We start from the raw sequence: 25,549 nt of genomic DNA on the forward strand, positions 1-25,549 counted from the left end.
GCGTGCCCGGTAGCGTAGGCGCGAACAGCACACCGCCGGACCACACACCGGTGCGGTCGGGACTGACGGAGAGGGCTGGAACAGTTATGGAAGAGCCGCGTCGCCTCGGCGGCCGGTACGAGCTGGGCTCGGTGCTCGGCCGTGGTGGCATGGCTGAGGTCTACCTCGCGCATGACACCCGGCTCGGCCGCACCGTCGCCGTGAAGACGCTCCGGGCCGATCTCGCCCGCGACCCGTCCTTCCAGGCCCGGTTCCGCCGAGAGGCCCAGTCGGCCGCCTCGCTCAACCACCCGGCGATCGTCGCGGTCTACGACACCGGTGAGGATTACGTCGACGGGGTCTCCATCCCGTACATCGTGATGGAGTACGTCGACGGTTCGACGCTGCGCGAGCTGCTGCACTCCGGACGGAGACTGCTGCCCGAGCGCACGCTGGAGATGACCATCGGCATCCTCCAGGCGCTGGAGTACTCGCACCGCAACGGGATCGTCCACCGCGACATCAAGCCGGCCAACGTCATGCTGACGCGTACCGGCCAGGTCAAGGTGATGGACTTCGGTATCGCCCGCGCCATGGGCGACTCCGGTATGACGATGACCCAGACCTCCGCCGTCATCGGCACCGCCCAGTACCTCTCGCCCGAGCAGGCCAAGGGCGAGCAGGTCGACGCGCGCTCCGACCTGTACTCCACCGGCTGTCTGCTCTACGAGCTGCTGACGGTCCGGCCGCCCTTCATCGGCGACTCGCCGGTCGCCGTCGCCTATCAGCACGTACGGGAAGAGCCTCAGACGCCCAGCGTCTTCGATCCCGAGATCACGCCCGAGATGGACGCGATCGTGCTCAAGGCGCTCGTCAAGGACCCGGACTACCGCTACCAGTCCGCCGACGAGATGCGCGCCGACATCGAGGCCTGCCTCGACGGCCAGCCCGTCGCGGCCACGGCGGCCATGGGCTCGGTCGGCTACGGCGGCGGTTACGGCGGCCATGACGGCCAGCAGACGACCGCGCTGCGCCAGAACGACCCGGCCGGCCAGACGACGATGCTGCCGCCGATGAGTCCGGACGCCGGCGGATACGGCGGCGGGTACGACGACCGCCCGGACCGGCGCCGTCAGAAGAAATCGAACACCTCGACGATACTGCTGGTGACGGCGGGCGTCCTGGTGCTGATCGGCGCGATACTGATCGGCAAGGCGTTCTTCGGTGGCGACGGCGGCACCACCCAGGTGACGGTCCCGCAGCTCGTCGGCAAGACGCTCCAGGAGGCCGAGACGCTCGCGAGCAACGCGAGCGTGAAGGTCGCCCAGTCCGGCTCGGAGCGGTGCGAGGTGCCCAAGGGCTCCATCTGCAGCCAGAACCCGGCGAACGGCAAGATGGACCAGGGCGAGACCATCCAGGTCGTCGTCTCGGCGGGCTCACCGCAGGTCAAGGTCCCCGACGTCACCCAGAAGGACGTCGACAACGCCACCTCCATACTGGAGGACGACAACTTCAACGTCGTAACCGAGCAGGTCGAGTCGGACGAGGACCCCAACACGGTCCTGGAGCAGGACCCGCCGGGCGGCTCGAAGGCCGAGAAGGGTTCCACCGTCACGCTGAAGATCGCGAAGACGGCCCAGGAGACGGTTCCACCGGTCGTCGGCACGCAGTTCGACAATGCGAAGGCCCAGCTCGAAGGCCTCCGCTTCACCGTCCAGCGCAACGACGTGGACTCGCAGGAGCCGGCGGGCACGGTCGTCAAGCAGAGCCCGGGAGAGAACAGCAAGGCGCCCAAGAACTCCACGGTCACGCTGGATGTCTCCAAGGGCCCGCCGCAGGAGAAGGTACAGATCCCCGGTGACATCTTCGGCAAGCGACTCGGAGAGGTGCAGGGCCGTCTCCAGGGCTTGGGCCTCAACGTCGCGGTCGAACAGAATCAGCCGAACGACCCGAACGCCTTCGTGACGGGAAGCAACCCCCAGCCCGGCCAGGAGGTCAACAAGGGAGACACCGTCACCTTGACCACTGTGGGCGGCAACCAGGGCAACGGCGGCAACAACGGCGGAGGCTTCTTCGGCGGCCCCTCCGGCGGATAACCAGCCCAGCAGAGAGCCCCGGCACCCGTGGAGGGTGCCGGGGCTCTCTGCTGCCCGGAGCGGCCTACCACTGCGCCGCCTGGAGCGGCTAGCGCAGCTCCGGCGGCGGCGTGCGGTTCTTGTCGACCTTGTCCGTACGGACCAGCTCGGCCCAGACGATGTAGCGGTAGTCCGAGGTGTAGATCGGCGTGCAGGTCGTCAGCGTGAGATAGCGGCCCGGCTTGGTCTTCCCCGATTCCTTGGGGACGGAGCTGAGCACGTCCACGTTGTACTTGGAGGTCTTCGGAAGCTCCTTGTAGACCTTGTAGACGAACCAGGTGTCACGCGTCTCGAAGACGATCGGATCACCGGTCTTGATCTTGTGGATGTTGTGGAACCTCGCGCCATGGCCGTCCCGGTGCGCGGCCAGCGTGAAGTTGCCCTTCTTGTCCCAGGGAAGCGCGGACTTGACCGGTTCGGTGTAGTAGCCGGCGACACCGTCGTTCAGCAGCGAGGTGCCCGTGCCTTTCTTGACCAGGATCTCGCCGCTGCCCATCGCCGGGACGTGCAGGAAGCCGATCCCGTCCTCGGAGTCGAACGTCCGAGGGCTGCCGCTCTTCGTGCCCTCCTGCGCCCAGTTGTGCCGTATGTCGTCGCCCTGCCGGGCGGCCTCGCGGTCGGCCAGGACATTCGTCCACCACAGCGAGTAGACGACGAAGAGGCCGAGGACGACACCGGCGGTGATGAGCAGCTCGCCGCAGACGCTGACCACGGCCGCGAGAGGGCTACGGAACCGGCGGCGCGGGACCGTAACCGCGGCCGGGAGCCTGTCCGCCTCCGGGACGCCGTCCGACGCCCGCACCGGGTCCGACAGCGGCGGTCTTCCCGTCTGTTCCCCGTTCTCGGTACTCGCTGCCACCGCGCCCCGTCCCCGTCCCTGTCCCTGTCGCCGGTCCCTGCCGTGCTGTCCTGATCCCGATCGAGCTCAGCCGACGAGAGCGTCGGGCTTGCCCTTGCTGCGTGGCCGTTCCTCCACCATCTTGCCCCACACGATCATGCGGTAGGTACTGGTGAATTCGGGAGTGCAGGTCGTCAGCGTGATGTAGCGGCCCGGCTCCGTGAACCCGGAACCGGGCGGCACCGGACCGATCACGCTCACATTCGACGGTGCGGTCTGCGGCAGGATGCTGGTCATGTCGTACGTGTAGTACGCGTCCCGCGTCTCGACGATGATCTCGTCGCCGGGCTGGAGCTGGTTGATATAGCGGAACGGTTCGCCATGGGTGTTGCGGTGGCCCGCCACCGCGAAGTTGCCCTGCTTGTCGGAGGGCATCGCCGTCTTCAGGCTGCCCTCCGCGTAATGCCCGACCATGCCGTGGTCGAGGACCTTCGCCTTGCTGATGCCCTCGGCGATCGGGACCACGACATCCAGCTTCGGGATATGCATGATCGCGAAGCCCTGTCCCGGCTCGAAGGCCCCGGGCTGCCGGCCCTTGGCGAAGCTCTCCTGGATCTTGTTCGTCTCCTTGCCGGCATAGACATCGGCCCGGATGTTCGTCCACCAGAGCTGGTACGTGACGAACAGCAGCATCAGCACGCCGAAGGTGATGAACAGCTCACCGACCACACGGCTGGCGACGACGGCCAGACTGTCCTTGGCGGCGCGCGCGGCCCGGCGTGCCTCGACACGGGAGAGCGGCCGGGCGGGCGTCGGCCCGCTGGAGCCCTGCTCGGCCCCGGACGCTGCCCCAGACCCGGCCGGCACGGGCTCGGAGCGTCTACGGCCCCGTCCGCCCTTCGCCGCGGCCTTACGGCGCTCCGCACGGCCGCCTGTACGAGGTACGGGTTCCACCGCCGGTTCCGCCGGCGGGTCCGCCCGCAGTTCCACCACCGGGATCACGGCCGTGGCGGCTTCATCCGCTCCGGGCCCCGGCTCGACCGCGCGGCGGGTGTCCGCCGTACGGAGACCGACCGTCTCGTCGTCCAGCACCGCACCGGCGCCGACGCCGGATATCGATGCGGAAGCCGACGCCGACGCCGACGGAGACGGCGCTGAAGGTGACGGGACAGGGGCAGGGACACGAGACGGCGAAGGCAACGGGTCGGAGGCCGCCTGACCGTCCGTGTAGTACGGAGGAGCGCCGGACCACTCGCCCTGCGGGCTCCGGGCCCCGGGCGGAGTCTCGGCCGCGTACTGGCGGTAGTAGTCACCGGACCACTCCGACTCCGGATCGGCGGCGGCCGGCTCCTCGGCAGGCAACCACGGCGACCGCTGCGGCACCGGCGTCTGGCCCGCTGCCGACGCGGGCGCGCCGCCCTGCCCCGGTACGGCCACGGGTACACCCCCGGGCCCGGCTGCACTCCCCGGCCCGGGTACGCCGCCGTTCCCGGGCGCCTGGCTCTGGACCTGGCCCCGCCGACGGCGTCCCCGCCCCGGTCCCGGGACCGGCCCCGGCACCGGCCCTCGCTGTCCCGGAAGCGGATCGTTCAGCGGGTCCGCCAGCCCTTCCACCGCCGCCTCGAACGCGCCGGAGTCCTCGTACGCTCCCTGCTCGTACGAGCCTCCCTGACCGGCCTCGTGTTCGGGGCGGAGTGTGGTCACGCGAGCGCCTTGCCCACCACCGGCGCGAGGCCCGCCGACCGGTCCACCGCCTCAGGATCACCGCACCGCGCCAGCCAGTTGGCCAGCATCAGATGGCCGTGCTCGGTGAGGACGGACTCCGGATGGAACTGCACGCCCTCGACCGGCAGTTCACGGTGGCGTACGCCCATGATGATGCCGTCCGCCGTACGCGCCGTCACTTCCAGCTCGGCCGGCAGCTCCGACGGTTCCGCCGCGAGCGAGTGGTAGCGGGTCGCGGTGAACGGCGAAGGCAGCCCGGCGAACACGCCCTTGCCCTCGTGCGTGACGAGGGACGTCTTTCCGTGCAGCAGCTCGGGCGCCCTGTCCACGACACCGCCGTACGCCACGGCCATCGACTGCATCCCGAGGCAGACGCCGAAGACGGGCACTCCGGTCGCGGCGCAGTGGCGCACCATCTCGACGCAGATACCGGCCTGTTCGGGAGTGCCGGGGCCGGGAGAGAGCAGAACGCCGTCGAAGCCGTCCTGGGCGTGGGAGGTGGTCACCTCGTCGTTGCGCAGTACCTCGCACTCGGCGCCGAGCTGGTACAGGTACTGGACGAGGTTGAAGACGAAGCTGTCGTAGTTGTCGACGACGAGAATCCGCGCGCTCATCCGGCCGCCCCCGATCCGTCGACCGTCACATCGTTGAAGGGCAGCAGCGGCTCCGCCCAGGGGAAGACGTACTGGAACAGCACATAGACGACCGCCAGCGCCAAGACGAGCGAGATCGCCGCACGCAGCCACGCGTTGCCCGGCAGATGCCGCCAGATCCAGCCGTACATGCTGTCCCTTCCGTTCGGTGCCGCCCCGAGGCGGTACGGCACCAGACTAAAGGGCGGCAAGGACACATGGGCGGCGCATGGGGCAGGTGCACACAGGTTCGGGGTTGCTCTTGGTCACAGACGCCATACGCCCGCCCTGCCCGTCCCGCCGGACGGAACCGTCCATGCGCACCTCCGTGAGCACCGCCCATGAGCACCCGTGAGCGCCGCCCGTGAGCGACCGGCACGAGCGGCTGCTCGACTACTCGACCGGGTCCGCGTAGTGCAGATCCACCGTGCCCGTATAACCGGGCAGCGTCTCCTCGCCGTGCTCGTCGACCTTCCAGCCGAGGCCGTACGCCTTCACGTAGAGCTGGTAGTTCTGGATCGCCGGCGAGTCGGTGAGCGCCTTGCGGAGCCTGTCCTGGTCACCGACAGCGGTGATCTTGTACGGCGGGGAGTAGACACGGCCCTGGAGGATCAGCGTGTTGCCCACGCACCGCACCGCGCTGGTGGAGATCAGCCGCTGGTCCATCACACGGATGCCCTCCGCGCCGCCCTGCCACAGGGCATTGACGACGGCCTGGAGGTCCTGCTGATGGATGACGAGGTCATTGGGCTGGGGCTCGGGGTAGCCGGGATTGGCGGTGGCGTTCGGCGGGGCGTCGTCGAGGGTGACGGTGAGGGCCCGGCCGGTGAGCTTCTTGGTGCCCGCCGCCGTCTCCAGCGCGCGCAGCCTGGCGTTCTCGGCCTCGGTGGCACCGTCGTCACGGCCGACGAGCACGTCGATCTCGCGCCGTACCGCCGCGGTGGTGTCACCCAGTTCGGCGTTCTTGCGGTCACGCTCGTGGATCAGGTCGGAGAGCTTCAACAGCGAGGCGTCCGTACGGATGTTGGTGCCCTTGGCCGTGTTGAAACTGGTGACGAAGATAAGCCCCGCGAGTGCGAAGACGGCAGCCGTGAGCAGCCGGACGGGCCGCCGTACCGGCGGACGGACCGGCCCTGGGGGAGAGTCGGCAGAATTGCTCAACGTACCCTTATCTCCTTAGGCGCCGCGGAAGCACTACGCTAACGGACGCCCAAGGGCGGCGGTGTTCCCCCTGCTCTCCGCCCCGGCAGCCCGTTACAGTTCCCTGCGCGGTCACGCAGCGCATCGACAGGAGAGTCCCTCGTGCCGAAGTCACGTATCCGCAAGAAGGCCGACTTCACGCCGCCTCCGGCCGCGAAGCAGGCGACCACCATAAGGCTGACAAACCGGAGCTGGGTGGCCCCGGTCATGCTGGCCATGTTCCTGATCGGACTGGCCTGGATCGTGGTCTTCTATGTGACCGACGGCGATCTCCCGCTGGAGAGCTTCGGGAACTGGAACATCGTGGTCGGGTTCGGCTTCATCGCCGCCGGCTTCGGTGTCTCGACGCAGTGGAAGTAGCGGGTCCACCGCCCGGTCGTCAAGCTCTGCCCTGACTTATCCACAGCGTTGTCCACAGCAGGGGAAAAGGTCAGACGATCTGTGGATAACTCCACGGGTCCTTGACACCGGTGTGATCGCACCGACCATTCCGATGACGTGCTCGCCCCTTGTCTCCGCTGGTCAAACCCACATCGGCGACAAGGGGTACGCATGTTCCCCACAGGATGCACAAGATCCGGCACACACTGTGGACAACTGTGGAGTACGGGCCGTACGGACCGTCCCCAGGCCGTCACGCTCGGACGGCGGTCCGCCCTCCGATGATCGCGCCCCGGGATCAGGCTCCGAACATCACGGGCAGTGTGGCGGTCCTCGCCACGACCGTCACGATCGTCGCGGCCAGCACCAGCGCACAGGTGCCGTACTGCACCAGCGCCCGGTGCTCACGAGGCGCGTGCACCATGCCTATCGCGATCACCGTGCCTGCCACCAGACCGCCGACATGTGCCTGCCAGGCGATACCGGGCCAGGTGAAGGTGAAGAGCAGATTCAGCGCGAGCAGGGCGAAGACCGGGCGCATGTCGTAGTTGAGCCGGCGCATCAGTACGGCGGTGGCACCGAGCAGTCCGAAGATGGCGCCCGAGGCGCCCAGCGAGCCCTGGTTCGGCGCGGCGAGGAGATAGGTGAAGGCGCCTCCGGCAAGTCCGGAGAGCAGATAGAGCGCCAGAAAACGGATCCGGCCGAGCGCCGCCTCCAGCGGGCCGCCGAGCCACCACAGGCTCAGCATGTTGAAGGCGATGTGCCATGGCGCCTGGTGCAGGAAGACCGAGGTCAGCAGGCGGTACCACTGACCGTCCGCGACACCGATGAGATGGCCGACCGCGGGATCGTAGGCACGGCCCAGGAGATCAAGGTTCTCGACGAGCCGGTACTGATCGCCCACGGCGAGCACGGCGATGAAGACCGCGACATTGATGCCCAGCAGAATCTTGGTGATCAGCCGCGGGTCGGCCGCGATCGTGCCGCCGACGAGCGTACGCGGCTGATGCGGCGCGGGACCGCGCCCCGAACCGGAACCTTGCCTCACGCACTCCGGGCAGTGGAATCCCACAGAGGCGTCGATCATGCACTCGGGACAGATGGGACGCTCGCAGCGGGTGCACCGTATACCGGTCTCGCGGCCCGGATGCCGGTAGCAGTCGGGCAGGCCCTCGCTGACGGCGGGCTGATCCTGGCCTCCATGGCCGCCTGGCGGGTGGTCCATCGATCCCCTCGGGTCCTGGTGACGGCGGGCGGCCGACGGTCGGTGCACAGCGCACCGCCCCGCCCGTCCGGTATGTAACCACTACGGACGGGCAGGGCGGGAAGGTTCCCGGGAACCCCGGGAACCGAGCAGTCCGTGGGCGGTCAGCGCGTCTCGACGACGACCGACTCGATCACCACGTCCTGCACCGGGCGGTCGGTGCGCGGGTTGGTCCGAGTGCCGATGATGGAGTCCACGACCTTCTTGCCGGCCTCGGTGCTGACCTCGCCGAAGATGGTGTGCTTCCGGGTGAGCCAGGCGGTCGGCGCCACCGTGATGAAGAACTGCGAGCCGTTGGTCCCCGGGCCGGCGTTCGCCATGGCCAGCAGATACGGCTTGTCGAAGGCCAGGTCCGGGTGGAACTCGTCCCCGAACTCATAGCCGGGACCACCGGTGCCGTTGCCCAGCGGGTCCCCGCCCTGGATCATGAAGCCACTGATCACACGGTGGAAGACGGTGCCGTCGTACAGCCGGTCCGTGGTCTTCTTACCGGTCTCCGGGTGGGTCCACTCCCGCTCGCCCTGCGCGAGTTCGACAAAGTTCTTGACCGTCTTCGGCGCGTGGTTCGGCAGGAGCCGGATCTCGATGTCGCCGTGGTTGGTCTTCAGGGTGGCGTAAAGCTGCTCGGCCACGATCTGCCTTCCGTAAGTCTGCTCTGACTCTCACGATCCTCGCACGGAAGACACGTGTGACGCCCGGCCGCTGCCCTTGACGGGTGTTTGCGCCCGTCTTGGGGCGATTTCGGGGCCGGATGGAGGCACGATGGAGGGAGGCGTCATGGAAGACGTCATGGAAGACACGACGGCAGCACGGTGCGGCAGGGCGCAGCAGGGCCCGGCGGCGGAGTCACGCCGGGAGAGGGCGGACCCGAAGGGTCACGCCTGAAGGCCGGAAGGAACGCATGCCGAAGCCGCGCGTGGCTCGACCGTCCACACGCTTGTGGAACCGAAAGGCGCGTCGTCTGCCGTGACCCGGATGCCCGCATCACATGCCGAGACCGAATCCAGCAGGCATGATCTCGAAAAGGGTGGACAGGCGAAATACGGAACGCCACCAAGGAGGATGATCCTGTGACCCGCATGGACAGCGTGCGCACCGCCACCGGTTCGGCGAAGGAGAGCGTGCAGCACGCCGCGGAAGTGGTGGCTCCCTATGCCGGTACGGCCAAGGAGCAGGCCGCTCTCTACGCACACGAGGCGCGCGTGAGGCTCGCCCCGACTATGACGAAGGCCGCTCAGCAGGCTCGTATTCAGTACGGCGCCCATGTGGCGCCCAGGGTGCCCCCAAAGGTCGATGTCGCGGCTCACCGTGCCGCCTTCCACACCCGGCAGGCCGCCCGTCAGGCGGCGGACTACACGGTGCCGAGGATCGGGCACGCGATGGCCACCGCAGGGCCGGTCGCCGAGCAGGCCGCGGCGCGTTCGGCGGCTGCCCTGGCAGCTCTGCGCGGACAGGTCACCGCGAAGGAGATCCAGAAGCTGGTGAGGAAGCATGAGCGGCGGGCCAGGGCCGGACGGCTGGCCAAGGGCCTGGCGGCTCTCGGTGTGCTGGCCGGTGGCGCCTTCGCCGCCTGGAAGTGGTGGGACAAGCAGGCGAACCCGGACTGGCTGGTGGAACCTCCGGCCGCTACCGAGGTCTCGGAGCGCGGCCCGCTGACGTCCGTCGACGGCAGCCATGTGGTCGATCCGCTCGATCCCGAGGTACAGGCGAAGGCTCGGCAGGCGGAGGCGGAGGCCGAGGCGCGTCGCCGGGGAGACCGTCCCTGATCACGCTGCGGGTCCGCGCGCTGCGCGTTCGTACGCCGTACGGGTGTGCCAGGTCCGGCGGGCGCTCCGACGGGCGCCGGGAGTGCGCGGAAACGCGGCCGGCTCACGCGGCGACGAGTGCCGCGTCCGCGGCGTGAGCGTTCGCGCGAGCCGCTTCGGCGTCGGCCGCGCTCGGCGTACCCGCGGGCAGATGGCGGACGGACGGAGACGAACCATGTGCCTCGGCGTTGATCCGCTGCTTGATCGTGGGCGGCAGCGACCGATCGCGTGAAGCCGCCGCTGCCCTGGGCACGGATGCCCGTGCGGGTTCGGCCTCCGCCTGCTCGACGGTCTGCGCGGCGGCCGGCGCCGGCACGGGCTGCTCGACCGGCTGCTGCACGGCACTGCCGGCAGCCGCGGCCGGGCTGGTCAGCCCCAGGGAGGCAAGCACCGCGAAGAACGCGGTGATGAAGACGGTCCACAGTTTCTTGACCTTGAAGGCGGCCATGACCCCTCGCTTTCGGGTTGGGCGATCTACATACCTTCCTCATGATGTGTACGCATCTCGAAAATCCACGGAGCGACGCCGTTCTCACGCAGCTCTTCGGATGAACACCACTCGTACGGTCCAACCACACCCGTAACACCCCGTCACACGCCCGCCCGCGGCCCATAACCCCCATAACCACGAAGAGGTCCTCCGACCTGCGTTTCCGCAGGTCGGAGGACCTCTCGATAGGTGGAGCCCAGGGGAGTCGAACCCGAAAGGCTTCTGGGCCTCTAGGTCCGGCAATCGAGCTTCCAGGAGTCGGCAGCCGTCCAGACGCCGAGCGTGTGGCCGTCGCGCACTACCCACACCGGGGTGGCGACCGGCGTGCCGTTCCTGCGATAGCTGGTGGCCAGCAGATATTTGCCTGCGCCAAGTCTTTCCAATGGCGTGCTGTCCACGGAGAGCGGTCTCCTGATCCGGGTGTCGAGTGGTGGCCGTGCGAGGGGGCGGGGGTGCGGGGGGCGGGGGCACGGCGGCCGATGCCGGGGCACCGGCCGGGCCGTGTCAGAGGTGGGTGCGCAGGAAGCTGTCGATCTTTGTGACCGCCGGGTCGACGTACTCGGGGCGGTCGTAGAAGTCGAAGTGGGTGCCGCCCTCGATCAGGAACAGTTCCTTGGGTTCCTGTGCCTTGCTGTAGGCAGCCTCGCTCTGCGAGAGGGTCTCGGCGTCGGATCCCGCGACGAGCAGCAGCGGGGTGGGGGCCAGGAGTTCGATGACGTCGAGGGCGGAGAACTGGACCATCTTGTCGTAGGACCAAAGGAGGAGCTGGTTCCTCCAGGCGGGGTCCTGGTTGCGGTCGCTGAGGTAGTACTTCTTGCCGTTGTTGACCCACTGGCCTGCGTCGCCCGGCGGCATGAAGGGCAGGTACTGCGCCTCACCGCCCTGCGCGTACGCCTCGCGTGCGCTCTGGGCGATGTTCATCATCTCCCGCCAGTCTCCCGCGTAGCCGTCGGTGATGGTGGCGCGGAGGTCGGGCAGGCCGCTGACCGTGGCCACGGCCTTGATCCGACGGTCGGCCACCGCGGTGTAGGGGACGTAGCCACCGCCGCCGCAGACGCCGACGGCCGCGATGCGCTCACGGTCCACCTCCTCCCGGCCGGCCAGGAAGGTCACCGCGTTCTTGATGTCCTCGGACTTGGCGAAGGGATTCTCGTCGCAGCGGGGTGCTCCCTCGCTGTCGCCGTAGGTGGAGTGGTCGAACGCCAGGGCCACGTAGCCGAGCTTGGCCAGACGCGTGGCGTAGGCGGCCGGGGACTGCTCCTTGGTTCCGGAGGCCGCGCCGACCACGATCACCGCCGGTGCCGCACCGGCGTCCCGCTCGGGAAGGTAGAGGTGACCGGCCAGGCGGTTGCCATTGCTGTCGAACGTGATGTCGCCGCGCATCTCTGATGTGCCTTTCCAGGGAAGTTTTCCGGGGTCGACATCGAGCATCGAGCCTGACCAGCGCGCTGACCAGGGGAAAGAGCCATCCTAGGAAGGAACCTTCCCAGGATGCGTACTGCTCTTCCAGGTCGATCCGTCCCAGGGAGAAGATGGGGTCATGAGCGCACGCAGCGACCGTTCCAAGGAACTTGGCGCCTTCCTCAAAGCGCACCGCAGCCGCCTCGGCCCCAGCACTGTCGGACTGTCCGGCGCCGGACAGTCGCGTCGCGTCCCGGGCCTGCGCCGCGAGGAGGTGGCCCAGCTCGCCATGATCAGCACGGATTACTACACCCGCTTGGAACAGGGCCGCCTCGCCGGAGCCTCCCCGGCCGTCCTGGACGCCCTCGCCGGTGCCTTGTGCCTGGGCGAGAACGAGCGCAGCTACCTGTTCCAGCTCGCCAACAGGGACGGCCAGCGCCCCAGCAAGAACCCGGACACGGAGCGGGTGCGCCCACAGCTCCAGTTGCTGCTGGACAACCTGCGTGACAGTCCGGCCCTGGTCCTCGGCGGCCACCTGGACATCCTGGCCTGGAATCCGCTTGCCACCGCGGTGTTCCTCGACTTCGCCCAAGTGCCCCGCCACGAACGCAACTTCCTGCGGATGCTCTTCCTCGACCCCCAGGTCCGCGGACGCTACATCGACTGGCCCTCCCTCGCCCGGATCTGCGTCGGGTTCGTCCGGGCGGCCGTCAACGGCCCCAGCGAGCCCAGGATCTCCTCCCTGATCGGCGAACTCTCCCTCCGCGACCCGGACTTCCGCACCTGGTGGGCCGAGCAGCACACCAGCTACCAGACCACCGGGACCAAAACCCTCACCCACCCCGACACCGGCCCCTACCCCCTGGACTGGCAGGTGCTCCGCACACCGGACGAAACCCAGGTCCTGATGGTGATGACCGCCCCACCAGGAACCCACAGCCTGGACGTGCTGCGTCGGCTCCACCCCCAGACCGCCCCCGCCAACCCCACCACCTGACCAGCCGACCAGCCGACCAGCAAGGCTTTCTGTGTGGCAGCGTGCAGATGCCCCACACCAACCGAACAGACACCAGCCACGCTCACCCTGATTTTGTCGGGGTGAACGGGAGCCACTGCATCGGCGGGATGGGGAGCCACAAACCTCACCCTCCGAAGCTGAACCCTCACAGGTAATGACCACGGGTGAGGGTTGCCGACAGGCGCCGCTGTTTCCCGGATCAGCAGGAGTTGTGTGTGGGGCTGGTGCGGTGGGCGCGCCGGTGGGCTCCGGGTGAGCGGCCGAGGGCGCGCCGGAAGGCTTTGCTGAAGGCGTATTCGGAGCCGTAGCCGACTCGGGCGGCGACGGATGCGAGGGGGAGGTCGCTTTCGCGGAGGAGGCGCCCGGCGAGGGTCATGCGCCAGCGGGTCAGGTACGTCAGTGGGGGTTCGCCGATCAGTTCGGTGAACCGGCGGGCGAAGGCGGTACGGGACAGTCCGGCTTCGCCGGCCAGACGGCTCACTGTCCACGGCGAGGCCGGTGAGTCGTGCATGCGCACGAGGGCGGTGCTGACAGGCGGGTCCTTGAGGGCCCGCGCCCACCCTGTGGCTCCCTGCGCGGCCTGCCGGTCGTACCAGGTGCGCAGACTGAAGATCAGCAGCAGGTCCAGCAGGGCCGGTACCGCCGCGCTGGTTCCCGGACCGCTGTGGTCCAGTTCGGTGCCCAGCAGGTCGACGACGGAGCGCAGCGGGTCGCCGGTCGCCGCGCGGGCGGGAAGACGGATGACCGGGGGCAGTTGGGAGATGAGGGGGTGGGGCCGGGCGCGGTCCAGGGAGTACATGCCGCACAGCATGAGCGTGGAGGGTTCCGCGCCGGGTGGCGGGCCGGTCAGGGGCCAGGTCTCCGCCGGGTCGGTGACGCAGACATCCGACAGCGGAGTTCCAGGCTGGTCTGCCAGGGCGTAGCCATCACCGCTGGCGGCGAAGACGACATCACCTGCGCCCAGTTCCACGGGACTGCCGCCGTGGGAAGGCCGCATCCAGGCGGTGCCCTGGAGGACCACGTGGAACCCGGCTCCGGGATCGCCGACGAACCGCAGGCCCCACGGGCTGTACAGGGCGGCCCGCCGTGCGATCGGTGTGCCCGTCCGGATGGATGTGATGACGTCTCCCACGATGTCCACCGGACCAACCTACGGCGGCATGCGCCCTTGCGCGACTGTCCCGGTTCACACCCACCCTCGGGACGACCGGACATCTTTCCGGGCGTTCTGAGCATCCACTGTCTCAGGACCGTCCTCGACACTCATGAGTGCGAACGACCTTTCCCAACCTGAGGAGCAGTGTGATGGCCCCGGCGAACACTTCGGATGACTGGGCAGCCGGCGAATCCCTCCACGGCAGGCGTGTCCTGGTCACCGGTGGCACCCAGGGGCTGGGAGCGCAGACCGTCGCGCGGCTGGCCCGGGCAGGTGCCACGGTGATGACCACAGCCCGGACCACACCGGACGGTCTTCATGACCCGGAGCTGTTCGTCGCGGCCGACCTGTCCACCACGGCCGGTGTCGAGACGGTCGTGGCCCGGGTGCGTGAACGCCTCGGCGGCGTAGACGTGCTGATCAACAACGTGGGCGCGAGCCTGACCGCGGGCGGGTTCGCCGACATCGGCGACGGTCAGTGGGCCCAGTTCCTGGACACCGCCCTGATGGCGGCCGTGCGTCTGGACCGCGCTCTGGTGCCGGACATGGTCGCGGCGGGCCGCGGCGTGGTCCTGCACGTCACCACGATCCAGCGCCGTATGCCGCTGACGAATGTGCGCCTGGGGGGCCCGGACGACGTCCCGCAGAACAGCATCGCGCTGACCGCGGCCAAGGCCGCCCTGACCGCCTACAGCAAGGGCCTGGCCACCGAGGTCGCGCCCAGCGGCGTACGCGTCAACACGGTGGCCCCGGGCTTCATCCAGAAGCCTGCCATCGAGGAGATCACCGATCAGGTCGCCGCTGCCACCGGTTCCGACCGAACCACCGTACTGCGGCAGTTCGCCCACGCCATGGTGCCGGGCGGTATCCCTCTGGGCCGGCCCGTGACCACCGCGGAAATCGCCGAACTCATCGCCTTCCTCGTCTCGGACCGGACGCCTTCCATCATCGGTGCCGAGCATGTGATCGATGGCGGCACGCTCCCGGTCATCTGACCCACCACGCGCACACGGCCTCCGGCCCACGGCGCACAGTCCGCGCCGGATCCGGCGTAGCGGGCAACTGCGTCATCGACCGCAGCACGCTCCTTACGGACTTCTGCCGTGCCTTCCAGCGTGGCCCAACGACCACCGTCAACTTGGCAGACCGCAACTCGGGCCTGACTATCGGTCGCCGCCAGAACGTTGGCGGCGGGCGTCGGCTGCGGCGACCTGCTCGGTGAGAGCCGTACCGAGGAAAACTGCAGACGGTGGCACGTCGTCATGAGTGAACGCCCGCACTTCGGCGAGGAACTTGTCCGGAGCCGTGTCGATGTACGCTCCGAGCGCGTCGAAGTCCACTCCGCTCTGCCACTGGTGAACGAAGTCCAGGTAGACGTCCGGCTCGGCGACCGCCGCCTCGGCGGGGCCGGATTCGGCGAGCGTGGTGGTGACGGTGTTCACCATCCACCTGGCATCGGCCTCGGCGACGTCGTCCGGCTTCAGCAGGGCGCCAGTGTCGGTGCAGTCGACGTACAGGCCGCGGAACTTCACCGTGTTGGTCCGGCGGGCGGACTCAATCACGTCGTCCATCATCTTCTCCAGGGTGGCCGACACCTCATCGGCGACCATCGCCAGGACCAGGTGCGCGAAGGTCGCCTTCGCCTGGTGGTCGGTGAACGCCTTGTTGAACGCGGGGCGGAATTTCTCGCGTTCGGTGGGAGGCATGCCGAGCATCGTCATGCACAGGGTCGCCTTGCCAACCTCTTCGAGGGCCAGCGCGGCCATGGAGAAGGCCGCCGGCCACTCCTGTTCATCCAGGACGGCCCGGGCGCCAGTGAGCAGTGCGCGCGCGTTCTTGAAGGCCGCCACGAGGTCGACGGTGCAGTCAAGGCGTCGGGTGGTGCGTAGGCGCACCAAGAGCCGCTTGGGCCGTCAAGCGCGGACTGATCGACAGGGGCGGACAAAAGTCCCTCGGGTGATCATTGCCACTCAAGAAAGTCACTTTCCGGCGTTATGGGCGTCACTGAGGGCCTTCTCCCAGTTGAATCGGGACCTGGCTGACGGATCGTCGGTCTGAGGTCAGACCCTCGGACCTAACGGCACCTCGGACAGACACCCCGTAGACACCTGTTTATCCGATCGCGGTTCTGGGAGATCCGGGAACAGGCCACCTGCCGTTGTCACCCGAGGAGCCGGTCCGCTGCTACGGCGTGGATGTGATGACAGTCACGCCGTGGGGCTGCCGGGGGCGGCGTCCGGGGAAGTGGCCTGCAGGCTCGGGGAGATGGCCGAAAGTTCGCATTCTCCGGAGCGCGTCTGCGGCTTGCGCTTCGCTGTCCGCACGCCTGCACCTGCGCGTTCGAGTCGCTGACCTGCGGTTACCGCGTTAGACTAATCGAACGAATGTACGAGTAATGTGTGGGATGGATGGCCGAAAAGGGGTGGAGTGATGGAGGTGTGGCATGGCGGGCTTCGTCCATCTGCATGCCGCGTCCGGTTACTCCGAGCGGTACGGCGCCGCCCACCCCGAGCAGCTCGTGGAGCGGGCCGCCGAACGTGGGATGGAGGCGCTGGCGCTGACCGACCGGGACACCGTGACCGGCGTCGTGCGGTTCGCCGAGGCGTGCCGGGAGACCGGCGTCAGGCCGGTCTTCGGGATCGATCTGGCCGTTGAGCCGATTGCGCCCCCGTCTCCGGAGAAGCGGCGCCGAGCTCCGGTCCGCGGCGGGACGCATGTTGTCGAGCCGCCGCTGCGGTTCGTGCTGCTCGCCCGGGACGGTGAAGGCTGGGCGCGGCTGTGCCGGATCACGTCGGCCGCCCATGTCGGCACCGCCGGCGGGAGTGCTCCCGTCCGGGTGTCCTGGGACGCGCTGCGCGCGCATGCCGGCCCGGGCCTGACGGTGCTGCTCGGTCCGCTCTCCGAGCCCGCGCGGGCTCTGGCGGCGGGCCGCCCGGATGCCGCCGAGCGGCTGCTGCGGCCCTGGTGGGAGCTGTTCGGGGACGGCGTACGTCTGGAAGCGGTGTCCCTCGGGCGGCCGGGTACGGGCCCGGGGTCGCTGCGGCTGGCCGCCCGTACTCTCGCGCTCGCCGACCGTACCGGGGTCACCGCCGTACTCAGCAACGCCGTCCGGTATGCCGACCCCGGCCAGCACCGTCTGGCCGATGTGCTGGACGCGGCCCGGCTGCTGCGGCCGGTCGACCGGCGGCGGCTGGACGGTGGGCAGCGCTGGCTCAAGGGGCCGCAGGAGATGGCCCGGGTCGCGGAGGAGGTCGTCGCCTGCGCGGGCGCGGAGCGGCGTCGGGCCGCTCGGCTGCTCGCCGACACCGCCGCCACGGCCGGGGAATGCCGCTTGGACCCGGGGCGCGGTCTCGGGATCGGTGCCCAGCATTTTCCCGAGCCGGGTGTGGTCGGTGCTGGGCCGGGCCCCGATGGTTCCGCCCGGCTGCTGCGGGAGCGCTGCGAGTCGGGTCTGGTCCGGCGCGGCCTGGAGCGCGACCGGGAGGCGCGGGAGCGACTGGAGCAGGAGCTTTCCGTCATCTCGGGGTTGGGGTACGACTCGTACTTCCTCGCTGTCGGCCAAGTCGTCGCCGATGTGAGGGAGTTGGGCATCCGGGTGGCCGCCCGCGGCTCGGGGGCCGGTTCGTTGGTCTGCCATGTCCTGAGTATCGCTACCGCCAACCCGCTGGAGCATCGTCTGCTCTTCGAGCGTTTTCTGAGTGCGGAGCGCAAGGGGCTGCCGGACATCGACATCGACGTGGAGTCGGCGCGGCGTCTGGAGGCGTACGACGCGATCTTCCGCCGGTTCGGCCACGAGCGGGTGGCGGTCACCGCGATGCCCGAGACCTACCGGGCCCGCAGGGCGCTGCGTGACACCGGCCTGGCGCTGGGCATCGCCCCGCAGGAGGTGGACCGGATCGCCAAGTCCTTCCCGCACCTGCGGGCCTGCGACATCACCGGCGCGCTCGCCGAACTGCCCGAGCTGCGCGGGCTCGCCGCCGAGGCGCACCGGTACGGGCCGCTGTGGGAGCTCGCCGAGGGGCTCGACTCCCTCGTCCACGGCATGGCCATGCATCCCTGCGGAGTGATCATCAGCGACGCGACGCTTCTGGACCGGCTGCCGGTGCAGCCCACCCCGCAGGGCGACTATCCGATGGCGATGGCCGCCAAGGAGGAGGTGGAGAAGCTGGGCAACATCAAGTTGGACGTGCTGGGTGTGAGGATGCAGTCCGCGATGGCGCACGCGGTCGCCGAGATTGCGCGGGCGACCGGGACCCGGATCGACCTGGACGACCCGCGGCAGGTACCGCTCGACGATGTCTTCGCCTTCAAAATCATCCAGGAGAGCCAGACCATAGGACTGTTCCAGCTGGATTCTGTGTCAAGTCTCAGCGTGTTGCCCTGGAAGTAGACCTGGTGTCATCGTCGTGGAGTTCAACTCGTACATCAACCGAAGCCATTGCGGGACCAAACGGCAGCCGCCACCCTTGCTGATCTGCGAGTTGGCGGGTTCGTCGAACAGACCGCAGTCCGGGCTGCTGTGCCCTCACAGAGTGCGCCGCCCGACAGGGCGTTGTCGGTGGTGCGCGTTATGGCGGCTGCGGTCCTCAGCGATGGCAAAGCCGGTGTGCCTGATAGGGAGCCTTCGTCGCGGTTTGGTCACTTCTGCGCCAGCAGGGTGTTTGACGGTGGAGAATGCTGCCGACATGAGTGATCTAACTGCCGCGCACCGCGGGTACGAGTACCAGGACTTGATGGAGGCAGGCCGCGTCGTCGACCTGCTGCTCGGCGGGATCGTCAGGGTCCATGTCGACGAGAAGCTGGTGGCGGACGACCGCTTCGACGACCTCACGGTGATCAACGCGGACGGATCCCGCGAACGGATCCAGTTCAAGCACTCGGACGAGGAAGACCCCCTCGGCTACACCACGTTCACGACCGACGATCGCGGACTGAGACTGGACCGCCTTGTGGCGGCTGCCGTCGCCGACCGGGACGGAGTGGGTGCGGGCGCCATCGCCAACCGACTGCGCATCGTGATGCGCAATGCACCTCCGGACGACGACGCACTGAACGCGGTGATGGTGCCCGCCCGCTCCTCCGACGCGCCGTTCCTGCCTGGGATGAACACCACACTCCTGCGGTTCGACGCGGAAGCCCTCTGGCGAGGGTTCGACCTGCCCGCGCGGGGCCGACGCAAGGCGGGTAACGTTTTTGGGTTCCTGACCAGCGGTGAAAAGGCCGTGTCCAAGCAGGACCTGGAATGGCTGTGCGAGCACCTGGTGGTGGAAGTCGGCGCACCGGCCATGACGACGGACCTCCTGCAGCCAGGGCCGGCCGAACAGCTTCTCCTCCAACGGGTGCATGGCGAGCTCGGCGCGGGGATCTACCCCAACGAGGGACGCTCACCGGTGGACGTCGCCGAGGCGCTGATCCGCACAGTCCGCTCCGCCCGGCAGCGCGGAACCGACGTGACACCCCGCGAGCTACTGCGCCAGGCTCAACTGCGCAGCGACCTCGGCGCCGTCGTGCGCGCGAACCCTGTCGACCGCGCCCTGGAAGTGGCCAGGCCCGCCACGGTCGGCGTCCTGGCGGAAGCGGCCGGGACAGCGGCAGCCGACGGGGAAGTCCTGCTGGTCACGGGCCCTCCGGGACAGGGCAAGTCCTGGGCGTGCCAGCAGCTGGTCGACCAACTCACCGGTGACGGATGGCTGGTCGCCGAGCACTACTGCTACCTCGGCGACGCTGACGGTGACCAGCTGACCCGGGTGGTCACCGAAACGGTCTTCGGTAGCCTGCTGGGCCGGCTGGCCGAGTCGGACCCCGACCTCGTCCAGGAGCAGCGCCCGCGTTTTGCCGCCGATGCGCAAGCGCTGACGACGGCTGTGGACACCGCTCTGCGCAAGGACCCCACCCGGCGCGTGGCGCTCGTCGTGGACGGACTGGACCATGTCACCCGCGTACAAGGAGGAAGGACCAGGAGAGCCGATCCGTCCCTGGCCCTCGCCGCGGTCCTCGGCTCGCTGCCCCTTCCGCCTGGCAGCGTCCTCATCGTCCTCAGCCAGCCCGGGAACCACCTCGTCCCCCTCCAGGACGCCGGGGCTTCCGTCGTCGTGCCGCCACTGACCGCGCACGAGTGCCGCGCCGTCGCGGAGCGGCTCGGACTCGTCCCGGCGGCGGACGACGAGCGCACCGAAGCCCTCCTGGCCGACGACCGCGACGTGATCGACTTCCTGGACGCGCTGCAGGAACGCTCGGGCGGCAACGCCCTGTACGCGACATACCTCTGTCGCGAGGTCGCCCTCCGGCCGGAGACGATCACGAAAGCCGCGGCAGTGGTGCGGGCGCTCCCGGCCTACCAGGGATCGTTGGAGGGCTACTACGCCCACCTCTACGACACGCTCGGTGCGAAAGCCGATGTCGTCGCGGACATCATCGCCCTGCTCGGAATGTCCGTCACCCGCGAGGAGCTCGGGCAGATCATCCCGGACCGGGCGCACAGGATCGACGGCGCGCTGAGGGTGCTGGCCCCGGTGCTCTCCGGGACGGCCGGACCCGGCGAAATCCGCGTCTACCACGAGTCGTTCGCCCGCTACCTGCGCCTGGGCTACGACAACGACCCTGGGGCCCTGGAATCGACGCTGGCGCTGATCGCCACCTGGCTGACTGGGAAGGGACTGTTCGACGACCCGCGGGCCTTCCGCCGCCTCCTGCAGATCCTCGCCGAAGCTGGACGCGACACGGAGGTGGTGGACCACATCGGGCGGGACTTTGTCACCCGGGCCGTCGCCACCGCCCACCCGGCCTCGGCGATCAGGGACAACCTGGCCACCGGCGTGCGCTGCGCCGCCAGGACGGCGAACTGGCCGGTCGTCGCGCGGTGCGTCGAACTCGCCAGGGCCGCGCAGACGTACGAGTTCGAGCGCTTCGACTCGGACCTGGTGGAATTCGCCGACATGCCGATCGCCTTGATGGGGGCTCAGACGCTGGCGGACCGGCTCCTGCACGACGGCCGGACCGTCATGCCTGCCCGGGCAGGTCTGCAGATGTGCGCCGTCCTCGACGTGGCAGGCGCCGTGGCACCTTGGCACGCGTACATGACGGCACACGACCACGAGGCCGAGTCGGACAACACCTCGTACGGGGCGGAGTCCGACCGAGCCGTCGAACTGGCACGCCTGCGGGGCCGGTTGCGCCTGTCGGCTACCGATCAGGGGAGAGGTGAGGAGCCCCGCGAGGACGGGCCTGACCGGCCGGTGTCGCTGGACCGCATCGCCGAGTGGCTTGAGGAACGGGGTGACCAGGCAACGGCCGACGCTGTCGTGAAGACGCTCCTCGACACCGTCGGAATCGAGGCCGTCACCGACCTGGTGCCGCGCCTTGCAACGGGCGGCCCAGTATGCCTCGCACTCGCCGAGCAGATCGCCGCAGACGCGGTGCCCGGTGAGGCGGGCAGCGCCGCGGACTGGGCTCAGGAGGCGGCCGACCTGGGATACGTGCTGGGAACGGGGCACCGGCTGCTCGCGCTGGGGGTCGCTGCCGCCGATCTCGCTGAAGGCATTGCGACAGACGAGACTTCGACTGCCCGCGACACCCTGTTCTCCCTCACCCACGAGGTACAGCACGAACGTGTCCAGTGGAGCCCCGTGGCCGTGGCCAGGTGGCTCGATGCCCTGGCGATCACGGCGCAGACCGACCTTATCGCCCTGGACGCGGTACCGGCTCTCGTTCAGGGGCCCGGCTGGTACCCCTGTTGGCTGCGGTTCGCGATCGCCCTCGCGCGCACCGAAGTCGCCGCAGCACACACCCAGTCTGGCCTGGCGGTCGAAGCCCTCGGGCTCCTGACCGCAGACCTCAGCCGCTTCACCGGCAGCCCGCGTGCGTGCGACCTCTACTCGATCCATCCGCTCATCGAAGAGTCGGTACGCCGGGCGGCCGCCCTCGTGTCCGACCAGGACTGGCCACAGGCGTGGAAGACCCTCATCCACGTCAGCCGGGAAATCAGCGTCAGCCTGCGAGGCGAGATGGGCGGACCACTGCCAGCCGACACGCTCCTTACGATCGCCGTCGAGCACACCACGCCCGCACGGCGGGCCGGCGTCGCCGAAGCCGTCCGCAACGAGTTCCTCCAGCAGGCTGGCGGACGCTTCTACAGCGACCTCGCCCGTTACCTCCTCATCCACGCGCGCCTCGCCCTCACCGCCGACGACCTCGCCGAGGCCGAGGAACACTGGCTGGCGGCCTGCCACTTCCTAGTGGCCTACGGCTGGCGCAAGGACATCACCGTCTATGAGCTCCTGGATCCGCTGCCCGCCCTGGTCACCGCGGACCCGGCCCGGGGGCGGGCGCGGGTGGCGCGAATCCAGCCACTGTGCGAACGTCTTGTCCTTCACACAGACGGCAAGGAGACCAACGCTGCCCGCCCGCGGTGGTGGAACGTCCTGGCCGGGGCAGACCCTGCGGCCCTTGCCAATCTCGTAGCCACCGGCCTGCTCAGCGACTGCAATGGCCCGAACACCATCCTCCACGGCGCCCGAGAAGACCTCTGGCGCGCGTGGAACGACACCGCCGATCCGGTTGTGGCAACCGCGCTCCGCATCACCTTGGACACCCCGCTCCTCCAAGCCGACGCCGCACTTCTGGACCGGCTCGCCCGGACAGTCGGCCCCTCCACGCCCGACGGCGTTCCACAACTGTTGCGCATCGCACTGAGCAGGGCCGACGAGCGGCAAGCCAACCGCGACTCCTCCAGCGACCAGACCAGGCCGGCCGACGGACAGCTGGTCGCAGAACTCAACGCCGTCGCCGAACGCATCGGCGCCCCGCAGCTCACCCGCCTGCCCGAACCACCGGTCACCGACGAGTCCCAGCCCCGCCGCAGCGCACCCATCCCCGCGCAGTCGGCCACGGCCCCGACCTCACCTGCCGCCCCGTCGCCCGCGCCCTCCGAACCGGTCGGCCTGATCCGGGTACTGCGCGCATGGCACCTGAGTCCGTACGAGGCCGGCGCACCACAACACACCCTCGAACAGGTGAGAGACCTCGTCGGCGACGGCCTGCTCAACCTCGCCACCCGAGGACAGACCGACGAGGCCGCACAAGTCCTGCGTGCCATCGCCGGCCCTTTCGACTTCCGGGACGGTCCCCTCCTGCTGCGCCAACTGGCGAACAAGCTCCGCCAGAACGGCCATGACGCGCTCGCCGCCGAAGCCTACGCACTGACCTGGGTACGCACCCGCGGACAAGGCGGATGGCTGAACTTCGGAGGCGAGACAGCCCTCGACGCCCTTCGTACGGCCGCGCAACTCGATCGCACCCTCACCCACCGCGTCATCACCGAAGAGGCCGAAGCAGTGGTGAGCGCCGGCCGGTACGGGACCCACGGCATCACCCAGGCACTGATCTTCGCCTTCGCCCAGCAAGCCTTCGGCCTGCCCCCGAACGACTCCCTCGACCTGGCCTTCGCCCTCTGGGACGAAGCCGCAACGGTCATCGAGAGCAGAGCACCACGCGTCCACGACAGCGACGACCCCCAGCACCCCTACCGCGCCCCCGACAACGACAACGGAACCCCCGCACCCGGCGATGTCGACCACGCCTTCGCGACCGCGGCACTGGCCGCAGTCGCACACGCGGACCGGGAAGGCAAACGCCGAGCGATGGTTGCGACGCGATCTCTGGTCACACTGCGCCCCGAAGCCACGGCACCCGCCATGGCCCTCGCACTGGAGCAACTCTCCGATCCGGCGACCCTGATGTGGCTGCTGTGCCTCCTCCAAGAACAGGGGCCGCAAGCCCAACCTGTCGTGGACCACTGCCAGGACGCGCTCGAGGCACTGGCCCGAGGACCGCTGCTCACCGTCCGCGGCCTCGCCCGTCGGCTGCTCACCGATGCGGCCAGCGTGCCCATGGGAGCGTCAGACCCGGCCGGGCTGAACCCGCCGAGCCGCCTGTGGACCTCCGCCGCACAGGGAGACAGCCCGAGAGACCGCGTCGTGACGGGGATGGTGGCAGAGGTGGCTGGCGCGCGGCTGAACGAAGCCGAGCAACTGCAGCCCGGGCTGATCCGAGCGGTCCTCGCCAGGGTTCGCCGCGAGGTTGACACGGAGCGCACCATCGAGAGGAACAAGGCCCAGTCCCGCGCCAACCTCAGCGCCGACGAGGGCGAGCTGCCGGACGCCTACCTCGCCATCGAGGAGACCATCGAAGAGGCGATCCAAACGGTGGCAGCGGGTAGCCGCGCGCACAGGCTCTCGCAGGGCCTGGGCGTGAGCGATCCGGCAGCTTGGGAGGATCAGCTGGCCACCGTACTGACAGACGACCCCCGCATTCCGCTGGCCTTCGAAGAGGCACGCTGGCCACGTCCCGACCTTCCTCTGCCACCCGGCCCGGACGACCCGGCCAGCCAGGACACTCCGCTGACCGGAACAACCGCCGAGACCATCTCCACACGGCCACTGACGCAAGCCGTCGCCCTCACCGGACAGACCCTCCCGGGCTGGCGCATCCTCGCTTCCGTGGAGGAACGCAAGTTCCTGTCACCGCACACCCGGAAGACCGGCCTGACCGTCGTGAGCTTCTCAGGCCCGGAAGTGACGGATTACGGGAATCAGGACAGCGACGCTATCCCCTTCTCGGACGGCGACATCGAGGAGTGGACCCGACAGCCGGGGCAGCACCCCGCCGTTGACGTCCCGCCGGGGATCTCGCTCCTCGGCCTCGACCGCGCCATGACCGCTGCCGCAGACGCCGACCAAGGCCTGGGTCTGCCCGGCTTCGCACTGACACCCGCCACGTGGCTGCCTGCCGCGCTGCGCCTGACACCCGGAGCCCTGATGACACTGGAGGACGACCGCGGTCCGGCCCTGCGGCTCATCTGCTGGCGCACCGAGTACGAGCGGAGCGCCTACCGCCTGCCGTGGCCGCGGACGACCGGCTGCGCCGTCGTGATCCGCCCCGACCTGCTGGACATCCTGTCCGAGCGGGCATCCGCACCGATCGTCACCCGAGATGTCGTTATGCGGCTGGAAGCGGACTGAAGAAGAGTAGACGGGACACCGTGGTCGGAAGGAACGGCACCCGGTACCAGGCAACGAGTACGACCCGTCCGACGTCAGGATCCGCACACGACGTGTGCGGACCCTGACGTCGGGTGTGCTTGGGATCAGGCGGCGGGCTCTGTCTCGGCGGGTTTGGGCGCGAGGGGCCGCAGCAGGGTTTGCGGAAGAAGAAGCAGAGGACCGGGACCACCGTAGAGGGCCCAGATCGCGAGCTGGAGCACGGTGGGGTCGGGCTGGAAGTTGAAGATGCCCTTGAGCAGGGTCCTGACCAGCTGGTCTTGGGGGTGGTGCTGGAGGTGTCGGAGGCGAGGTTCTGCAGGCCGGGCAGGTTGCTGGCCTCCTGAACGCCGTAGGCGAGCACTCCGGCGGCGATGACAACCAGCCACAGCAAGATCGGTTGGCTGAAATCTTTCTATCGAACTATTGTGCGAGTAGATCGGATGCGGCGTCGTGGTAGCAGGACGACAGACGAGCAGGGGGCGCCAG

The 25,549-nt window shown here is 69.1% G+C and carries 17 protein-coding genes and 4 pseudogenes; 7 read left to right on the plus strand and 14 right to left on the minus strand.

Annotated features, from left to right (window positions below; genetic code table 11):
• The first annotated feature begins 86 nt into the window (after nucleotides 1–86).
• A complete protein-coding gene (gene pknB / locus ACFV6H_RS22555; RefSeq protein ID WP_385544889.1) occupies nucleotides 87–2,075 on the plus strand; it encodes a Stk1 family PASTA domain-containing Ser/Thr kinase in 1,989 nt (662 codons plus the stop codon).
• Nucleotides 2,076–2,163: 88 nt separating this feature from the next.
• Here pknB and ACFV6H_RS22560 read toward each other — a convergent pair whose 3' ends face one another.
• The 5 genes from ACFV6H_RS22560 to ACFV6H_RS22580 form a co-directional block, all read right to left on the minus strand.
• Nucleotides 2,164–2,826, minus strand: coding sequence for a class E sortase (locus ACFV6H_RS22560; RefSeq protein ID WP_385545089.1), 663 nt, complete (start codon nucleotides 2,824–2,826; stop codon nucleotides 2,164–2,166).
• Between the two features lie 213 nt (nucleotides 2,827–3,039).
• Nucleotides 3,040–4,656 carry a class E sortase gene (locus ACFV6H_RS22565; protein WP_385544892.1) on the minus strand — a complete coding sequence of 539 codons (1,617 nt, stop codon included), beginning with the start codon at nucleotides 4,654–4,656 and terminating at the stop codon, nucleotides 3,040–3,042.
• Nucleotides 4,653–5,291, minus strand: a complete 639-nt coding sequence (locus ACFV6H_RS22570; protein ID WP_093605144.1) for an aminodeoxychorismate/anthranilate synthase component II — start codon at nucleotides 5,289–5,291, stop codon at nucleotides 4,653–4,655. The genes ACFV6H_RS22565 and ACFV6H_RS22570 overlap by 4 nt, the downstream gene beginning before the upstream one ends.
• Nucleotides 5,288–5,461, minus strand: a complete 174-nt coding sequence (locus ACFV6H_RS22575; RefSeq protein WP_093605146.1) for a hypothetical protein — start codon at nucleotides 5,459–5,461, stop codon at nucleotides 5,288–5,290. Before ACFV6H_RS22575 ends, ACFV6H_RS22570 begins: the two co-directional genes overlap by 4 nt.
• Nucleotides 5,462–5,702: 241 nt before the next feature.
• Nucleotides 5,703–6,470, minus strand: coding sequence for a DUF881 domain-containing protein (locus ACFV6H_RS22580; protein ID WP_385544897.1), 768 nt, complete (start codon nucleotides 6,468–6,470; stop codon nucleotides 5,703–5,705).
• 141 nt (nucleotides 6,471–6,611) lie between these two features.
• Between ACFV6H_RS22580 and crgA the strand changes: the two genes are divergently transcribed.
• Nucleotides 6,612–6,869, plus strand: coding sequence for a cell division protein CrgA (gene crgA, locus ACFV6H_RS22585; protein WP_093597651.1), 258 nt, complete (start codon nucleotides 6,612–6,614; stop codon nucleotides 6,867–6,869).
• Between the two features lie 319 nt (nucleotides 6,870–7,188).
• Here crgA and ACFV6H_RS22590 read toward each other — a convergent pair whose 3' ends face one another.
• The gene (locus tag ACFV6H_RS22590; RefSeq protein WP_385544901.1) at nucleotides 7,189–8,115 is read right to left on the minus strand and encodes a rhomboid family intramembrane serine protease; all 927 of its coding nucleotides are present in this window, start codon (nucleotides 8,113–8,115) and stop codon (nucleotides 7,189–7,191) included.
• Between the two features lie 143 nt (nucleotides 8,116–8,258).
• Nucleotides 8,259–8,786 (minus strand): peptidylprolyl isomerase, encoded by a 528-nt coding sequence (locus ACFV6H_RS22595; protein WP_384979396.1) that lies wholly within the window; start codon nucleotides 8,784–8,786, stop codon nucleotides 8,259–8,261.
• A gap of 438 nt (nucleotides 8,787–9,224) precedes the next feature.
• Between ACFV6H_RS22595 and ACFV6H_RS22600 the strand changes: the two genes are divergently transcribed.
• Nucleotides 9,225–9,920 (plus strand): DUF5324 family protein, encoded by a 696-nt coding sequence (locus ACFV6H_RS22600; protein ID WP_385544905.1) that lies wholly within the window; start codon nucleotides 9,225–9,227, stop codon nucleotides 9,918–9,920.
• A gap of 103 nt (nucleotides 9,921–10,023) precedes the next feature.
• Here ACFV6H_RS22600 and ACFV6H_RS22605 read toward each other — a convergent pair whose 3' ends face one another.
• From ACFV6H_RS22605 to ACFV6H_RS22615, 3 genes and pseudogenes are all read right to left on the minus strand, one after another.
• Nucleotides 10,024–10,407, minus strand: a complete 384-nt coding sequence (locus ACFV6H_RS22605; RefSeq protein ID WP_385544908.1) for a DUF6344 domain-containing protein — start codon at nucleotides 10,405–10,407, stop codon at nucleotides 10,024–10,026.
• A gap of 287 nt (nucleotides 10,408–10,694) precedes the next feature.
• A pseudogene (locus ACFV6H_RS22610) lies at nucleotides 10,695–10,847 on the minus strand (PPOX class F420-dependent oxidoreductase); the annotation flags it as partial.
• A 106-nt stretch (nucleotides 10,848–10,953) separates the two neighbouring features.
• A complete protein-coding gene (locus tag ACFV6H_RS22615) occupies nucleotides 10,954–11,832 on the minus strand; it encodes an alpha/beta hydrolase (RefSeq protein ID WP_385544911.1) in 879 nt (292 codons plus the stop codon).
• Nucleotides 11,833–11,989: 157 nt separating this feature from the next.
• Here ACFV6H_RS22615 and ACFV6H_RS22620 point away from each other — a divergent pair, with 157 nt between their 5' ends.
• Nucleotides 11,990–12,847 (plus strand): helix-turn-helix transcriptional regulator, encoded by an 858-nt coding sequence (locus tag ACFV6H_RS22620; RefSeq protein ID WP_385544914.1) that lies wholly within the window; start codon nucleotides 11,990–11,992, stop codon nucleotides 12,845–12,847.
• Between the two features lie 220 nt (nucleotides 12,848–13,067).
• On the opposite strand, the gene ACFV6H_RS22625 is transcribed toward ACFV6H_RS22620, so the two are convergent.
• Complete coding sequence (locus ACFV6H_RS22625) at nucleotides 13,068–14,009, minus strand: AraC family transcriptional regulator (RefSeq protein WP_385544917.1); 942 nt, start codon at nucleotides 14,007–14,009, stop codon at nucleotides 13,068–13,070.
• Between the two features lie 164 nt (nucleotides 14,010–14,173).
• Between ACFV6H_RS22625 and ACFV6H_RS22630 the strand changes: the two genes are divergently transcribed.
• The gene (locus ACFV6H_RS22630) at nucleotides 14,174–15,019 is read left to right on the plus strand and encodes an SDR family oxidoreductase (RefSeq protein ID WP_385544920.1); all 846 of its coding nucleotides are present in this window, start codon (nucleotides 14,174–14,176) and stop codon (nucleotides 15,017–15,019) included.
• A 53-nt stretch (nucleotides 15,020–15,072) separates the two neighbouring features.
• On the opposite strand, the pseudogene ACFV6H_RS22635 reads toward ACFV6H_RS22630, so the two are convergent.
• Nucleotides 15,073–15,213, minus strand: a pseudogene (locus tag ACFV6H_RS22635) (nitrilase); the annotation flags it as partial.
• Nucleotides 15,188–15,919, minus strand: coding sequence for an AbiV family abortive infection protein (locus tag ACFV6H_RS22640; protein WP_385545092.1), 732 nt, complete (start codon nucleotides 15,917–15,919; stop codon nucleotides 15,188–15,190). The pseudogene ACFV6H_RS22635 and the gene ACFV6H_RS22640, both read right to left, overlap by 26 nt.
• A 548-nt stretch (nucleotides 15,920–16,467) precedes the next feature.
• Between ACFV6H_RS22640 and ACFV6H_RS22645 the strand changes: the two are divergent.
• Nucleotides 16,468–18,402 (plus strand): annotated as a pseudogene (locus ACFV6H_RS22645) (PHP domain-containing protein); the annotation flags it as partial.
• A gap of 307 nt (nucleotides 18,403–18,709) precedes the next feature.
• Nucleotides 18,710–25,042, plus strand: coding sequence for an AAA family ATPase (locus ACFV6H_RS22650; RefSeq protein WP_385544923.1), 6,333 nt, complete (start codon nucleotides 18,710–18,712; stop codon nucleotides 25,040–25,042).
• Here ACFV6H_RS22650 and ACFV6H_RS22655 read toward each other — a convergent pair.
• Nucleotides 25,020–25,445 (minus strand): annotated as a pseudogene (locus ACFV6H_RS22655) (FTR1 family protein); the annotation flags it as partial. The gene ACFV6H_RS22650 and the pseudogene ACFV6H_RS22655 overlap by 23 nt on opposite strands.
• Between the last annotated feature and the right edge of the window lie 104 nt (nucleotides 25,446–25,549).

Source organism: Streptomyces sp. NPDC059743 (assembly GCF_042732975.1).
Lineage (GTDB): Bacteria > Actinomycetota > Actinomycetes > Streptomycetales > Streptomycetaceae > Streptomyces.